This window comes from Bhargavaea ginsengi, from assembly GCF_900109165.1.
GTDB lineage: Bacteria > Bacillota > Bacilli > Bacillales_A > Planococcaceae > Bhargavaea > Bhargavaea ginsengi.
This window is the reverse complement of sequence record NZ_FNZF01000002.1, coordinates 295,546-311,823: the sequence shown is the minus strand read 5'-3', so window position 1 is coordinate 311,823 and position 16,278 is coordinate 295,546. Positions and strand designations below refer to the sequence as shown.

The window sequence follows — 16,278 nt, the reverse complement described above, 5'->3', positions numbered from 1 at the left end:
TATCAGAACCGGCGTGCCAGCTTATGGACGGTCCTGAGGTCCGACAGGCGGAAATACCGGAACAGGAAGAGGAGCACGAGCAGGAAAAAGCTTGTGACGACAATGTCTCCGAGCATCCCGAACGGCACTTCCTCGATCAGAAGCGGACGGGCGACCACGGTCAGTACAAAGGACAGGTAAGGGATAACGAACATCGTGAATCCGGTAGAGGCCTCCCGCTTTTTGCGAAGCGTCGCAATGTGCAGGAACGAAGTCACCAGTACCCCAAACCCGATGGCCATGACGGCACCGGCTTCCTGGAGTCCCGGCTGTGAGGCAAGGACGAACATGACAAGCAGCTTGCCGATCCCGCCATAAACGGAGTTCATCATGGCGGCCTTCGCCTCCTGCATCGCCTGCAGGATGGAATGCAGCGGCCCCTGTATATAGTAGAAGAAAAATATCGGTGCGAGCATCAGCATATAGGCTCCGCCATCGGATATGTGGAACAGTTTCACTGCCATTTCCTCACCGTGGAGAAAGAATACAGCTGCTGCGACACTTCCCGTGATTGCAGAAATCCGCAGCGACAGATGGATACGCTCCCGAAGAAGCCGCACATCATTCAGCGCGGCAGCGCTCGACACCGCCGGCACGAGAACGACAGAAAGGGCATGGGAGATAAAAGCAGGGAACAGGAGAAGCGGAATCAGCACACCAGAGATGACGCCGTACAGCGAAGTCGCCGCCGTCACCCCGATCCCCGCCATGCCGAGTGCACGGATAAAAACGATCGGTTCGAGAAACCAAGTGAACGAACCGAAGAGCCTGCTGCCGGAAGACGGCAGGGAAACAGACAGGATGGGCCGGAGAGGGTACATCTTTTTTGTACGGTCCGGCTTGTTCAGTTTGACTTGTCGGTACTTGATGTAAAGGTACAGGAGAGTGGCCACTTCCGCCGCTCCGGTGATGGCCATTGCGTAGCCTGCCGTGAGCGCAGGACTGGAAGGGTCAGCGAATAGCGGCAGAAGAAAGCTGATCAGGGCAATGCGCACTGTCTGCTCGAGAATTTGGGACCATGCCGTCTCTTCGATCCGTGCAATCCCCTGAAAATACCCGCGGATCAGGCCTGATGCGGTCGCAACCGGCAGAGCGGCAAGCGAGATGTACAGCACGACTGAGGTCTCCGGGTTGCCGAGGAGCGTCCCGGACAGATAAGGAATTCCCAGTATAAACAGCGGAAGAAGTGCGATAGAAGCAAATGCGGAGAGGATGACTGAGGTGCGCATCACCTGCTGCAGGCTGCTCCGCTCCCCCCGGGCATGCAGTTCTGCGACCACTTTGGCTACACCAATCGGAAGTCCGAGCTGAATGAGCGCGAGGAAGAAAATAAAAGCCGGATAAGCGGACATGTAAGTGCCGACCGCTTCTTCTCCCGCAACCCGCATGAACTGCATCCGGTAGATGAAGCCGAAAAACTTGGACAGGAAAACCGCGCCCATCAGGATAATCGTCCCCCGGAAAAATGTCGACACGCTGAACACTTCCTTCTCATGTTGGCCGAAATCTTATACAATATCCGTATGCGGGAGCAAGGGCCCGTACGACTCGCAGAAAGGATGTGGCAGCATGGCAGAGGAAGGTTTCCCGGATCTTTTTGAACAGGTCCGTCCGGCTTTATCGAACAAGACGGATGAATTCGTGTTTTATGGCTACGGATCTGTAACTGAAGAGGATCTGTGGTCATACTGTCTGGGTAAACTGTGGAGGAAAAAGGACCTTCACGAACTCCCGGTACATGAAGCTGTGGGTGACATCCTGTCCATCTCGCCGACCCGATACATGTCCCATACACAGGTCGAAGGCTTTAAAAAAGCCGCAGGCAACAGCAGTTTTGGGGGATTGGATGAGGAAGAATTCCGCGAGCTCCTTGCTCCAAAAGGGCAGAAAAGGGAAGGTCATACAGCCCAAAGGCTGAATTGACACGACAGGCAACGTGTTCCATAATGGAACTGTTGCTTTTTTTGTACGTCTATAAATAGGTGTCCGGCAGTTGAAGGACACTGTCTTCTGCTGCAAATTGAATAGGGGGAACATCAATGAAAACTCGTGGGCGCATAGTCGCTTTTCTATTGCTCCTGGTGCTGTTTGCCACAACGATCGGCGGAACGGGCAAGCAGATTGCCCAAGACGTCAATCTCGGCCTGGATCTTCAGGGCGGTTTCGAAGTACTCTACCAGGTGGAACCGCTCCGTGACGGACAGAAGATCACCGAAGAGGTCGTCGCGGACACCGCACGGGCACTGACCGACCGGATCGATGTGCTCGGTGTGAGTGAGCCGAGCATCCAGATCGAGTCCGGAAACCGGATCCGTGTCCAGCTGGCGGGCATCGAGGACCAGGAGTCGGCCCGTGAACTGTTGTCTACGCAGGCCAACCTGACATTCCGCGATACAGCCGACCGCCTGATGCTTGACGGGGATGACCTTGTCGAGGGCGGCGCCCAATCGACGTTCAACGACCAGGGCCAGCCTATTGTCACGCTCAAGTTGAAGAGTGCTGAAAAGTTTGGCGAAATCACCACGGAAATCGCGGGGATGGCACCGAATAATCAGCTTGTCATCTGGCTTGATTTTGAGGAAGGTGTTGACAGCTTCGCTGAAGAAGTAACGAAGCCGGAGCCGAAGTTTATTTCCGCACCGAACGTTTCGCAGGCGATCCTGTCATCGGATGTTGAAATATCCGGTTCCTTTACAGTTGAAGAAACGAAGCATCTGGCCGGCATTCTGAACGCCGGTGCACTTCCGGTCAACTTGGAAGAAATCTATTCGACATCGGTCGGTGCACAGTTCGGTGAACAGGCACTTGATAAAACCGTCATTGCTGCAGCAATCGGTATCGCACTCGTACTTCTCTTCATGCTCGTGTACTACCGCGTAGCCGGTTTTGTTGCAGTGATCACGCTGTCTGTATATGTTTATCTGCTGATTCTCGTCTTTAACCTGCTGAACGGCGTGCTGACGCTTCCGGGCATTGCAGCAATCGTGCTCGGTGTCGGGATGGCGGTCGATGCCAACATCCTGACATACGAACGGATCCGCGAGGAACTCAGGATCGGGGCTTCGGTGAAAGAAGCTTTCAAGGCCGGCGCCAAGTCATCCTTCACTGCGATTCTTGACGCGAACATCACCACGCTTATCGCAGCAACCGTCCTGTTCGTCTTCGGGACAAGCTCCGTCAAAGGATTCGCGACGATGCTGATCCTGTCGATCATGCTCAGCTTCATCACCGCGGTCTGGGGATCGCGCCTGCTGCTCGGACTGCTTGTCCACAGTGGCATGCTCGATGGAAAAGCGGGAGCATTCGGCCTTTCGAAAAAGTATATTCATCCGAAAGAGGAAGAGTTGGATGTCCTTGATCTCTCAACGAGATTTGACCGTTTCGATTTTGCCGGTAACCGGAAAAAATTCTTTACGGCCTCCATCATCTTCCTGGTTGCGGGTGCGATCATCCTGGGTGTATTCAAGCTTAACCTTGGAATCGACTTCTCCAGCGGCACAAGGGTGGAAGTCCTTTCCAATGAACCGCTGACCCAGGAAGAGGTGGCAACGTCTCTCGAACAGGCTGGCCATCCGACCGAGGACATTCTGATTTCGGGCGATAACAAGGAAATCGCCGTCTTCCGTTATAAGGAAGACTTGAGTCAGGGTGAAATCAACCAGTTAAAATCGGACCTTGGAGAACTTTACGGCCATGAGCCAAACGTAAGCACCGTTTCGCCGACAGTCGGCCGGGAACTGGCTGAAAATGCGGTCAAAGCACTGGCCATTGCCATGGTGGGGATCATCATTTACGTTGCCTTCCGCTTTGAGTGGCGGATGGGTGTGGCATCGATTGTGTCGCTCCTGCACGATGCGTTCTTTATGGTCGCGCTATTCAGCCTGTTGAGACTCGAAGTCGACATCACGATTATCGCGGCCATCCTGACCATCATCGGTTACTCGATCAACGATACAATCGTCACCTTCGACCGGATCCGTGAGAACTTGCACAAGATGAAGAAGATCGAGACGGAGGAAGACCTCAAGAATGTGGTCAACAAGTCACTCCGCCAGACACTGAGCAGGTCGATCAACACAGTACTGACGGTCATCCTGGTCGTTCTCGCTCTCATCTTCTTTGGAGCAGAATCGATCCGGAACTTCTCACTCGCGCTGCTGTTCGGCCTGATCGCGGGAACTTACTCGTCGATCTTTATCGCCGCACAGTTGTGGCTGCAGTTGAAGAAGAGGGAGATCAACAAGAAAGGGACGCTCGACGTCCAGAAAAAAGAAAAGAACTGGGGCTCCGACGAACCTGTCGTATGATCAGGTTTTTGGTCCGGATGGGACAGGGTATACATTTGTATGCCCTGTCTTTTTTTGGACGGAAAGGAGGACCAGCGTTGAAATTTCAGTGGACGCTAGTATTGGGACTTATCTTTGCACTTATTGTCGCCTGGTTTGCGATTGTCAATGTGGATCCGGTGCCGGTGAACTACGTTTTCGGCACGGCAGAATGGCCGCTGATCATCGTCATCCTTGCTTCCGCACTTCTCGGAGCGGCGGTAAGCGGGTTCGTGTCGATGTTCCGGTCCATCATGCAACAGCGCAAAATCAGGCGGCTTGAGAGCGAAGTGAACGAGAAGGAAGTCAAGATTGCCGACCAGCAAAATGAAATCGCCGGCCTTCAGCATGCCGCTTCGGCATTCGCGCCTGACCCGGACGTCGAGCCGCGTGACAATAACCTCGGCTCCGACACCAGCAACTCCTGACGCAACTGTCAGGAGGCTTTTTATTTTCTAGTCTTTTTCCGCTTCAGGCCCTCGCTTACCGCGGGCATTGCCTCAGCCTCCTCGGACTTCGTCCTGTGGGGTCTTCGGCTAATGCTATTCCCGCAGGTGTCTCGGGCCTTTCACTTCAATCAGCAATCATGATGGGCTTTTCAGTGGCCTGTGGTCTATACTCCAAGTTCATTGTCCTTACTCCAATTCAGTGCCTGTTACTCCATTTCGGAGACTTATGCTCCAATTCAGCCGCCATATTCCAAGCCGGAACTATAACGCATTCTCATGTATAATAGACTCTGAGGAAGTGATGGCAATGATAGAATCGATGAAGCGCTGGCGGACGCAGGAGACGGACGATCGGACAGTTGAAAACCTCCGGCTCGCCCTCGGTCTTTCGCCGATTGCGGCAAAAGTACTGGCTTCCCGGGGTTTTGAGGACCCGGAAAAAGCGTCCGCCTTCATCCGGATCGGCCTGGAAAGCTGGCATGATCCGTTCCTGATGAAAGATATGGATAAAGCAGTGGACCTGATCCAAAAACATATACACACAAACAGCCGCATCGCCGTCTATGGCGACTACGATGCTGATGGCGTGACGAGCACAACAGTCCTCATGCAGGCACTGCTGTCACTCGGCGCCGATGCCTTCCATGTGATTCCGAACCGGTTCAGGCACGGATATGGACCGAACACGGATTTGTTCCGCGAAGTATACGAGCGGGGCGCCTCACTGATCGTGACTGTCGACAACGGCATCTCCGGCAATGAACAGGTGGCTGCGGCCAAAGAGATGGGGATGGACGTGATCATCACGGATCACCACGAGCCGGGCGAGGTTCTGCCGGAGGCGGATGCCATCATCCATCCGCGCCATCCCGAGGGGAACTATCCGTTCGGGGAACTGGCGGGTGTCGGCGTTGCCCTGAAGGTAGCCCACGCGCTGACCGGTGATTTTCCGGCGGACTCGCTGATGTTCGGTGCAATCGGCACGGTTGCCGACTTGGTGCCGCTTCACGGCGAAAACCGCCTGATCGTCAAAATGGGACTTGAGAAGCTGAGGAAGACGTCCAATCCGGCGATCAAGGCACTATGCAGCGTTTCGGACGTGCGACAGCCTGAAATCAATGAAGAAACCATCGGCTTCGCATTCAGCCCGAGGATCAATGCGCTCGGCCGGCTGGGCGATGCGGAGCCGGCTGTCCGGATGTTCCTGACTGAGGATGCGGGAGAAGCTTCGATGCTCGCCTCCCAGCTAAATGACCGGAACAAGGAAAGGCAGAAGATGGTTGCCGCCATTGCCGACGAAGCGATCGCACAGATCGAAGATACATACGGCGATGCCGTTCCTCATGCGCTGATTGTGGCGGGGGAGGGATGGAATCCGGGCGTGGTCGGCATTGTCGCATCCAGGATCACGGAAAAGTATTATCGCCCGTCCATCGTCCTGGCGCTTGATCCGGAAAAAGGGGTCGCCAAAGGATCTGCACGGAGCATCGAAGGCTTTCATATGTACCGGGAGCTCAAGAAGAATGCTGACATCGTCCCGCATTTCGGCGGTCACCCGATGGCTGCAGGCCTGACTCTTCCGATCGGGAATGTGGATCAGCTGCGGAAGAATCTAATCAGACAGGGCGAAGAAACACTGACGGATGAGGACCTGATTCCAACGCTTGACGTCGATGTCCGGCTATCCTTGGATGAAGTCGATGTCGCCTCAATTGAATCGCTCGCTGAACTCGGGCCGTACGGAGTCGGCTTTGCCAAGCCGGTCTACTGCCTGCCGGATCTCAGCGTGGAATCGAGCCGTAAAATCGGGTCGATGAAAAACCACCTCAAACTCAGCGTGTCGGACGGTGTCGGCACATTGGATATCGTCGGTTTCGGTCTCGGCCACCTCGAAGATGAGCTGACGCCTGATGCCCGTATCAGCGTTGCCGGTGACCTGCAGATCAATGAATGGAACGGGCGGAAAAAGCCTCAGCTCATGCTCAAGGACATGAAGTCGGACGGCTGGCAGCTGTTCGATGTGCGGGGGGAACGACTGCTTTCCAGATGGCTTCCCAATATCCCGCACGATGCGGTATTCATCGCTTTCAGGAAAGAAAGCGTCCGCAAGTTCCGTGCAGACACCGGGAAAGCAATCGTGCAGCCGGCAGAGCTGGATCCGTCTCATTCGTCGACACTTGTCCTGCTGGACCTTCCAAGCTCGCTTGAGGAGCTGGAGGGGCTTCTCAGTTCGTGCGGGCCATCCCGGATCTATGCGCATTTCCATGTTCCGGAGTCCCGGTACTTCATGGGTATCCCCGACCGGAAGCAGTTCGGCTGGTATTATTCGTTCCTGAAGCAGCAGGGCCGTTTCCATGTCATGCGCGAAGGGGAACGCCTTGCCAAGCACAAAGGCTGGAGCCGGGATTCTGTCATTTTTATGACAAAGGTGTTTTTTGAGCTCGGATTTGTTACAATGGAGAACGGACTTGCCACAGTCGTGGACAACCCGCCAAAGCGGGATCTGTCAGAATCCGAATCGTATTCGGGGCTGGAGAGGCAAATCAATATCGAACAGAGTTTACTTTATTCGCCCTATCAGGAATTACGGCAGGTCATCGGCAGTATTTTAGATGCGCCAGAGACCGCCAAGGAGGAGCAGCAACTATGGATTTAAAGCAATACGTGACGATTGTCGAAAACTATCCGAAAGAAGGCATCAGCTTCAAGGATATCACGACAGTCATGGACAATGGTCCCGTCTATAAATACGCGACCGACCAGATCGTCGAGTACGCGAAGAAAGTCGGAGCAGAGATCATTGTCGGACCGGAAGCACGAGGATTCATCATCGGATGCCCGGTCGCCTACGCACTCGGCATCGGCTTTGCGCCGGTCCGAAAAGAAGGCAAGCTTCCGCGTGAAACAATCAAGGTCGAATACGGATTGGAATACGGAAAAGATGTCCTGACCATCCATCACGACGCAATCAGGCCTGGCCAGAAGGTTCTCATCGTCGATGATCTGCTGGCAACCGGCGGCACGGTCGAAGCGACAGTCAAACTCGTTGAAGAACTCGGCGGTGAAGTGGCCGGCTGTGCTTTCCTGATCGAGCTTTCCTACCTGGATGGGCGCGAACGACTTAAAGGCTACGATGTTCACGCACTGATGAAATACGAAGACTGATTCGGCCCCCGGCGGAAGCCGGGGGTCTGATTCGAGAGCGCGTTTTTGCAAAAACGCGCTTTTTTGATAAAATAGTTTTAATTTATATCAGAAAAGCAACGGAAAGGCGGTGGACGGAATGGCGAAAAATACGGTGATGACGGTTGAAGATGTTTTCGCATCCGTCTCCTCCTATATGAATGAGGAACATGTCCAGTTCGTGAAGGATGCCTACGCGGTGGCGGAAAAGGCGCATGAAGGACAGACACGGAGTTCCGGCGAGCCATACATCACGCATCCCGTCCAGGTTGCCGGAATCCTGGCAGAACTGCAGATGGATCCGGAAACTGTTTCCGCGGGCTTCCTCCATGATGTCGTCGAGGATACACCGGTCACGAGGGAAGAGCTTGTCACCCGCTTCGGCGAGGAAGTGGCCCGTCTAGTAGACGGTGTCACCAAGCTCGACAAGCTGAAGTACAAGTCCAAGGAAGAAAAGCAGGCGGAAAACCACCGCAAAATGTTCCTTGCCATGGCACAGGACATCCGGGTCATCCTGATCAAGCTGGCGGACCGCCTCCATAATATGAGGACGCTCAAGTATACGAGCCCGGAAAAACAGCGCCGCGTCTCCGCAGAAACCCTTGAAATTTTCGCGCCGCTGGCACACCGCCTCGGAATCTCGACGATCAAGTGGGAACTGGAAGATACGGCACTGCGCTACTTGAACCCTCAGCAGTATTACCGCATCGTCAACCTGATGAAGCGGAAGCGGACGGAGAGGGAGAATTACCTCAAGAATGTGATGGAGCAGATTCGTGATGAGCTTGGACAGGTAAATATCAAATCCGAACTCAATGGTCGGCCGAAGCATATCTACAGCATCTACCGCAAGATGGTGCTGCAGAACAAGCAGTTCAATGAGATCTATGACTTGCTTGCGATCCGCGTCATGGTGGGCAGCATCAAAGACTGCTATGCGGTCCTCGGCATCATCCATACTTTATGGAAGCCGATGCCCGGCCGTTTCAAGGACTACATTGCCATGCCAAAGCAGAATTTGTACCAGTCGATCCACACAACTGTAGTCGGTCCGCACGGTGAACCGCTCGAGGTGCAGATCCGTACAGACGAGATGCACCGGATCGCCGAGTACGGGGTCGCTGCGCATTGGGCCTATAAAGAAGGCAAAAATCTGCAGGAAAAGCAGGATAGCCTGGATTCCAAACTGACCTGGTTCCGTGAAATCCTTGATTTCCAGAACGAGTCTTCCAATGCGGAAGAATTCATGGAATCCCTGAAGTATGATCTGTTTTCCGATATGGTCTACGTTTTCACGCCGAACGGCGATGTCCTGGAGCTCCGTTCCGGCTCGGTACCGATCGACTTTGCCTACCGCGTCCACTCGGAAATAGGGAATAAGATGATCGGCGCCAAGGTCAACGGCAAAATCGTCCCGCTCGACACCGAGCTTAATACGGGGGATATCATCGAGATTCTCACATCCAAGCAATCTTTCGGTCCGAGCCGCGACTGGCTCAAGATCGCCAACACGTCCCAGGCGAAAAACAAAATCAAACAGTTTTTCAAAAAGCAGCTCAGAGACGAGAACATCATCAAGGGCCGCGAGATGATCGAACTTGAGCTGAAGGAACGTGGGCTCGCGAAAAAAGAAGTACTTACCGAAGAAAACATCAAGCGGGTATGCGACAAATTTAATTTCGCGAACGAAGAAGACATGCATGCGGCGGTGGGCTTTAACGGCATCACTGTCCAGCAGGTGGTCAACCGGCTCACGGACAAGCTGCGAAAAGAAAAAGAAGCTGAAATGCAACTTGAGAAAATCACAAAAGAGATGACGGCACCTGCTCCCAAAAAAGAGACGGAGTCCGGTGTCACCGTCCCGGGCATCGATAACCTGATGATCCGTCTATCCCGATGCTGCAGCCCCGTTCCCGGAGACGAAATCGTCGGATACATCACAAAGGGACGCGGTGTTTCCGTTCACCGTGCGGATTGTCCGAACGTTTCTCCGGAAGATTCGGAAAGTCGGCTGATCGATGTTGAGTGGGAAAACGGCACTGCCGGAAAGCCGAAGGAATATCACGTAAACATCGAAGTGTCCGGATTTGACCGGCCGGGACTTCTGAACGAAGTGATGTACATCGTCAACGATCTGAAAACGGTGATTACTGCCGTCAGTGCGAAAAGTGATAAAAACAAGATCGCAACCATTAATATGACGCTCCTGATCACAAACATCACCCACCTCCACCGGATCGTCGAGCGCATCAAGCAGATCCGTGACATCTATTATGTCCAGCGGGTCACGAACTGAGAAAAGGGGGAGTTTGGAATGAGAGTGGTCATCCAGCGGAGCGGTGAGGCATCCGTGACGGTCGACGGCAAAGTGACCGGCGCAATCGACAGCGGTTATGTGCTCCTCGTCGGCATCACCCATACGGACACGGAAGATGATGTCCGGTACGTGGCGAATAAAGTTGCGAACCTGCGCCTGTTTGAGGATGCGGACGGAAAGATGAACCTGTCTGTCCTGGAAATAGGAGGAGCGGTTCTTTCGGTTTCACAGTTCACCCTCTATGCAGATACGAGCAGAGGTCGCCGTCCCGGATTTTCCGATGCGGCCAGGCCCGACCAGGCGGAACCGCTTTATGAGCGGTTTAACGAAGAACTCCGGAATCTCGGACTGCAAGTGGAGACCGGTATCTTCGGCGCGATGATGGACGTCAGTCTCGTCAACGACGGCCCCGTTACCGTCATTGTCGAATCGAAGAAAACCTCAAATACGGAGTGAACACCGCTTAAGGACCGGACCCGGAAGACATCTCTTCCGGGTCCGATTTGACATTTTCGAGGAAGGTTGCGTGCCCTCTTATTCCAAGAGAGGGGTCGTTACTCCAATTGCGCGCCCGTTACTCCAAATCAAACGGCCTTGCTCCAATTCAGTCCCGGTTACTCCAAGCCAGGTTCACTTGTAAATCAAAAGAATTGATTGAATAGGAAAAAGCAGAACCGGAATCGGTCCTGCTTTTTCTTATTCTCCCAACTGGGAATCAAAGTATTCGATGATGCCTTTGTAGACGCCGTCGGTTGCCTGTTCGCGGTATTCCGGGTTTATAACCCGGCGTTCTTCGGACAGGTTGCTCAGGAAACCGAGCTCGACGAGAACTGCCGGACGCTGGTTTTCCCGCAGGACGAGATAATTGCCTTTCTGGACACCACGGTCTTTCAGCTTGACTGATTCACCGAGTGCAGTGTTGACGTGTTCCGCCAGCGATTCTTCGATCGCTTTCTGGTAATAAGTCGTAAAGCCTCTCACCGAATGGTCGGTCGTCGCATCATAATGGAGGCTGATAAACGCATCGGCATCAGCCTGGTTGCTGATGGATACCCGCTTTCTCAAGCCGATATATTCATCGGTCTCCCTGGTCAGGATTACATCCGCGCCTGCAGCCCTCAACTTGGAAGCGAGGAGCTCGGCGGTCGGGAGGGTCAGGTCTTTCTCGTTTGTCCCTCTCAGACCGGTTGTTCCGCCGTCGTATCCACCGTGACCCGGGTCGATGACCAGCGTAACCCCGTTTAGGGTGCCGGGACTGCGGTCAGCTTTTTTCTTTTTGTCTTTATGCTGTTCCGCGGCCTCACCGCCAACTGAGACGACCCAGTTTGCAACATAGGCTTTCTGGCCGTTTTTAAGGGAAATCCGGTACCAGTCGCCTTCAGGCTCGCCGCTGAATGTTTCGCCCGCAGCTGCCCGGTCGACCACTCCGGATGAAGTGGATGCGCTGCTGCGGAGGTTTGTCCCATCATAAAGGATCGTGACGGTGGCAGCCTTTGCTCCTTCAACAGATTTGGAAGCGCCAGATTGACTTCCTGTGGCATTTCCGCCGGAAGAGCGGACACCATGGAACGAGTACACCCATCCTTCTTTGCCGTCAACCGAGATGTTGACCCAGTTGCCGGAAGTTTTCGTTATCGGGTACGTTTCACCCTGTCGGATCACTGCCGCCTTATCTGCGTTGAGGTCCGGTTTTTTCCTGACATTCAATGCCGATACGGAGACCGTGAAAGTGTCGTTTTCCTGGGTCTTTTTCTCAGCCGGCCGTGCGGAAGAAGCGGTTATGTATTCGCTGGCTACCCAGCCGCGTGTCCCGTTTACGGTCACTTCTGTCCATCCTCCTGAAGAGCCATGGGAGATGGCCTGGTCACCGCGGTTCATCTTAAGAAGAACGGCAGCGGAGGTACCGGGTTGTGCGCGTACATTCAGCCGGTCCACCTGGGAAATGACGGTGGCCGAGCCGGATGCGGGAGCGGCGGACGACTTTGTGAGATAAGCGGCGATATACCCTTTGCCAGATCCGGTGTCGACATAAAGCCAGTCACCTTCAGACCCGAGCACCGTGACTGTATCGCCGCGCTTCAGTGAGCCGTTCACGCTGTGGGTGAGACCCGGTCCCGACCGGACATTGATGGATTCGGTGTCGACTGTGACTGTTCCCGAAGCCCTGGCTGTGCCGGGGGTTGCCTGGAAGCTGAGAAGCAGTCCGCATACAAGCAGGATCGATAATGCGATTTTTCCTTTATTCCTCATGCACCTACCTCCTTAACGATAAGTTTACGGGGAAGGGACGGAGAATTCTATACCTTTTTCGAAAACGGTTGACAGTTGATTCTTAAGTCATTAAGATAATGGTTAATTGATACTGGAATGGACGCCATTGACCGGATAAGTAGTGGTCCAATGTACTGAAAAGAGAGGGTGGGACCCAGGCTGAAATCCCACCTGCAGGACTGGAACCGTGAACAACACCCGAGAGGCTCTTCTTCGAAAAGGGAGGGTATCCCCGCGTAGGAGAAGACGGCACCGGCCGTTACCCGGTCCGAGTGGGCACAGCAGAACTGTGCCAATCAGGGTGGAACCGCGGTGGCTTACGAGCCCTCGTCCCTTGCATTTTTTGCAGGGGACGGGGGCTTTTGTCATTCCTTGGAAGGATGGGAATTCAATGATGTTCAAAGTACCGAGAGGAACAAAAGATCTGCTGCCTGAGGAGACAGGCAAGTGGCAGGCGGTCGAATCGCTGATCCGTGAAACATGCCGTCTTTACCGGTATGAGGAAATCCGGACACCGATTTTCGAACAGACCGAGCTGTTCACCAGAAGCGTCGGCGATACGACCGATATCGTCCAGAAGGAAATGTACACGTTCGAGGATCGTGGCGGACGCTCGCTGACACTTCGGCCGGAGGGAACCGCACCGGTTGTCCGTGCTTTTGTCGAACATAAGCTGTTCGGCTCGCCGGATCAGCCCGTCAAGCTTTACTACATGGGCCAGATGTTCCGTTATGAGCGCCAGCAGGCAGGCCGCTACCGGCAGTTTGTGCAGTTCGGCGTTGAGGCGATCGGCAGTGCGTCGCCTGCAATCGATGCGGAAGTCATCTCGCTGGCGATGGATGTTTACCAGCGCGCCGGCCTCAAGGATCTGAAGCTTGTCATCAACTCCCTCGGTGATAAAGAGAGCCGGGAAGCGCACAGGGAAGCCCTGATCCGGCACTTTGAGCCGTCCATCGGCGAATTTTGCAGTGATTGCCAAAACCGCCTTCAGAAAAACCCGCTTCGCATCCTTGACTGCAAGGTCGACCGCGAACATCCTCTGATGAATTCGGCGCCGGCGCTTACAGATTACTTGAACGAGGGGTCCGCAGCCTACTTCGGAGAAGTGAAAAAGTCGCTGGATGCGCTCGGGATCGATTATGTGGTCGACCCGAACTTGGTCAGGGGACTTGATTACTACAACCACACGGCATTTGAAATCATGAGCACCTCCGATGGATTCGGCGCCATCACGACCCTTTGCGGAGGCGGACGCTATAATGGGCTCTCCGAGGACATCGGCGGGCCGGAAGCTCCGGGCATCGGGTTTGCGATGAGCATCGAGCGGTTCCTCATGGCACTGGAAGCAGAAGGCAAGATGCCTGAAACCGAAAGCCGTCTTGATGCGTTCATCGTCGCTCTGGATGAGGAATCCCGGAAAGAGGCTGTGAAGATTCTCGGCAGCCTGCGCCGGGAAGGCATCGCCGCCGACATGGACTACATGGACCGGAAGATGAAAGCGCAGATGAAAGCGGCAGACCGCCAAAAGGCCGGATTCGTAATTGTCATCGGAGAAGATGAACTGAAAAACGGTGCTGCAGGCGTCAAGAATATGGCGGATGGCACACAGGAGACGGTAGAATTCGGCCGTCTGGCGGAAACGCTGAAAAGCAGATCTTGATTGTAGGAAGGAAGAGCTGACATGAAGAGAACCAATTATTGTGGTGAAGTCACCGAAGCACAGGTCGGACAAAAAGTCGTCCTGAAAGGGTGGGTCCAGCGTCGCCGTGATCTCGGCGGACTGATTTTCGTCGACCTCCGTGACCGTACGGGGATCGTCCAGGTCGTCTTTAACCCGGACTTTTCCGGTGAGGCCATGCAGACGGGTGACCGACTGCGCAATGAATTTGTCATCGAGGTACGGGGAACAGTGATCGGGCGCGCGGAAAACCAAGTGAATCCTAACCTTAAGACCGGCCGGATCGAAGTGCAGGCGGAAGAGATCGACATCATCAACGAAGCGAAAAATCCTCCGTTCGTCATTGACGATGCAGGCAATGTAGGTGAGGAAACGCGTCTCAAGTACCGTTATCTCGACCTGCGCCGCCCGGAAATGTACAGGACATTCAAGATGCGCTCTGACATCATGAAGACGGTAAGGAATTTTCTCGACGACAGCGGGTTCATGGAAGTAGAGACACCTTATCTGACAAAGTCGACACCGGAAGGAGCGCGTGATTATCTGGTGCCGAGCCGTGTCCATGACGGTGAATTCTATGCGCTCCCGCAGTCTCCTCAGCTTTTCAAGCAGCTGCTCATGGTGTCAGGATTCGATAAGTACTACCAGATCGTCCGATGCTTCCGTGATGAGGACCTGCGTGCGGATCGCCAGCCTGAATTTACTCAGATTGACATGGAAATGAGCTTCGTCGAGATGGAAGATGTCATCGAGCTGAACGAAGCGCTGATCCAGAAGGTCATGAAGGACGTCAAAGGAGTGGAAGTGGCGGTGCCATTCCAGCGCATGACATACGATGAGGCAATGGCGCGCTATGGCTCCGACAAGCCGGATGTTCGCTTCGGCCTCGAACTTCAGGATGTGTCTGAAGTGGTCGCGGATTCCTCGTTCAAGGTCTTTGCCGGTGCCGTATCGTCAGGCGGACAGGTCAAGGCGATCAACGTCAAGGGTGCCGCGGGCGACTATTCCCGCAAGGACATTGACGCGCTCGGCGATTATGCCGGCCGCTACGGTGCCAAGGGGCTTGCCTGGATGAAAGTCGAGGAGGACGGCCTGAAGGGACCGATCGCCAAGTTCTTCGAAGGCGGAAAGTCTGAGCAGCTGATTTCTACACTGGAAGCGGAAGCGGGTGACCTTCTGCTGTTCGTAGCGGACAAAAAGCAGGTAGTCGCTGATGCTCTTGGTGCACTCCGGCTGAAACTCGGCAAGGAACGCGGCCTGATCGACGATACACGGCATGCGTTCCTGTGGGTGACGGACTGGCCGCTGTTCGAGTATGACGAGGACGAAGGCCGCTATTACGCGGCACACCATCCGTTCACGATGCCGGTAAGGGAAGACATCGAAAAATTGGATACTGCACCGTCCGAAGTCCGTGCGATGGCCTATGATATGGTATTGAACGGCTTTGAGCTTGGCGGAGGATCACTTCGGATCTATGAGCGTGATATTCAGGAGAAGATGTTCAAGGCACTTGGATTCTCCGACGAAGAGGCCAAGGCCCAATTCGGATTCCTGTTGGATGCATTTGATTACGGCACGCCACCACACGGCGGGATCGCGTTCGGTCTTGACCGCCTGGCGATGCTTCTTGCCGGCGCAACAAGCCTTCGTGACGTTATTGCATTCCCTAAAACGGCAAGCGCCAGCGACCTGATGGTGGAGGCGCCATCCGGGGTTTCCGACACGCAGCTCAAGGAACTGGGTATAAAGCTCCGGAAGGAAAATAAGGCGGAAGCCACAAACATTCAGAATTGATTTCAACATTCTGATATGTTACTATTACTTTAATACAGATCCTGATGTGTTCGTTATTTGTCTATCAGTTTTGACCGAACATTCAAATCGTAGGGAGTCCGAATACCGGCATTGCTGGCATGCCCTCCAGGGGGAAGTCAAACGTGCTGGTGAGGGCACCCACCTGCCTTGTGCGGGTTCAAAACGATTACCCAAAGACGGCACGTTCGGGATCTGTCC

At 54.3% G+C, this 16,278-nt stretch carries 11 protein-coding genes, 1 other RNA gene and 1 other annotated feature; of the genes, 10 read left to right on the top strand and 2 right to left on the bottom strand.

Annotated features, from left to right (window positions below; all coding sequences use genetic code 11):
• Positions 1 to 2: 2 nt before the first annotated feature.
• Positions 3 to 1,514 carry a putative polysaccharide biosynthesis protein gene (locus BMX91_RS06740; protein ID WP_092051338.1) on the bottom strand — a complete coding sequence of 504 codons (1,512 nt, stop codon included), beginning with the start codon at positions 1,512 to 1,514 and terminating at the stop codon, positions 3 to 5.
• Positions 1,515 to 1,608: 94 nt separating this feature from the next.
• On the opposite strand from BMX91_RS06740, the gene BMX91_RS06735 reads away from it, so the two are divergent.
• From BMX91_RS06735 to dtd, 7 genes are all read left to right on the top strand, one after another.
• Positions 1,609 to 1,962 (top strand): post-transcriptional regulator, encoded by a 354-nt coding sequence (locus BMX91_RS06735; RefSeq protein WP_177168305.1) that lies wholly within the window; start codon positions 1,609 to 1,611, stop codon positions 1,960 to 1,962.
• A gap of 116 nt (positions 1,963 to 2,078) precedes the next feature.
• Entirely contained in the window at positions 2,079 to 4,346 is a 2,268-nt protein-coding gene (gene secDF, locus BMX91_RS06730; protein ID WP_092051336.1) for a protein translocase subunit SecDF, read from the top strand.
• Positions 4,347 to 4,423: 77 nt separating this feature from the next.
• A complete protein-coding gene (locus tag BMX91_RS06725) occupies positions 4,424 to 4,792 on the top strand; it encodes a LapA family protein (protein WP_092051334.1) in 369 nt (122 codons plus the stop codon).
• Between the two features lie 328 nt (positions 4,793 to 5,120).
• Positions 5,121 to 7,469, top strand: coding sequence for a single-stranded-DNA-specific exonuclease RecJ (recJ, locus tag BMX91_RS06720; RefSeq protein ID WP_092051332.1), 2,349 nt, complete (start codon positions 5,121 to 5,123; stop codon positions 7,467 to 7,469).
• A complete protein-coding gene (locus tag BMX91_RS06715) occupies positions 7,460 to 7,978 on the top strand; it encodes an adenine phosphoribosyltransferase (RefSeq protein ID WP_092051330.1) in 519 nt (172 codons plus the stop codon). The genes recJ and BMX91_RS06715 overlap by 10 nt, the downstream gene beginning before the upstream one ends.
• Positions 7,979 to 8,096: 118 nt before the next feature.
• Positions 8,097 to 10,292, top strand: coding sequence for a RelA/SpoT family protein (locus BMX91_RS06710; RefSeq protein ID WP_092051328.1), 2,196 nt, complete (start codon positions 8,097 to 8,099; stop codon positions 10,290 to 10,292).
• Positions 10,293 to 10,310: 18 nt separating this feature from the next.
• Positions 10,311 to 10,769, top strand: a complete 459-nt coding sequence (dtd, locus tag BMX91_RS06705; protein WP_092051326.1) for a D-aminoacyl-tRNA deacylase — start codon at positions 10,311 to 10,313, stop codon at positions 10,767 to 10,769.
• 240 nt (positions 10,770 to 11,009) lie between these two features.
• Here dtd and BMX91_RS06700 read toward each other — a convergent pair whose 3' ends face one another.
• Positions 11,010 to 12,563, bottom strand: a complete 1,554-nt coding sequence (locus tag BMX91_RS06700) for an N-acetylmuramoyl-L-alanine amidase (RefSeq protein WP_092051325.1) — start codon at positions 12,561 to 12,563, stop codon at positions 11,010 to 11,012.
• Positions 12,564 to 12,681: 118 nt separating this feature from the next.
• Positions 12,682 to 12,922: a binding site (T-box leader), on the top strand.
• A gap of 53 nt (positions 12,923 to 12,975) precedes the next feature.
• Between BMX91_RS06700 and hisS the strand changes: the two genes are divergently transcribed.
• The 3 genes from hisS to ssrS all read left to right on the top strand — a co-directional run bounded on the left by hisS (position 12,976) and on the right by ssrS (position 16,276).
• A complete protein-coding gene (hisS, locus tag BMX91_RS06695; RefSeq protein ID WP_092051323.1) occupies positions 12,976 to 14,244 on the top strand; it encodes a histidine--tRNA ligase in 1,269 nt (422 codons plus the stop codon).
• 21 nt (positions 14,245 to 14,265) lie between these two features.
• A complete protein-coding gene (aspS, locus tag BMX91_RS06690; protein WP_092051321.1) occupies positions 14,266 to 16,059 on the top strand; it encodes an aspartate--tRNA ligase in 1,794 nt (597 codons plus the stop codon).
• Between the two features lie 35 nt (positions 16,060 to 16,094).
• Positions 16,095 to 16,276, top strand: a non-coding RNA gene (gene ssrS, locus BMX91_RS06685) — 6S RNA.
• Positions 16,277 to 16,278 lie beyond the last annotated feature (2 nt).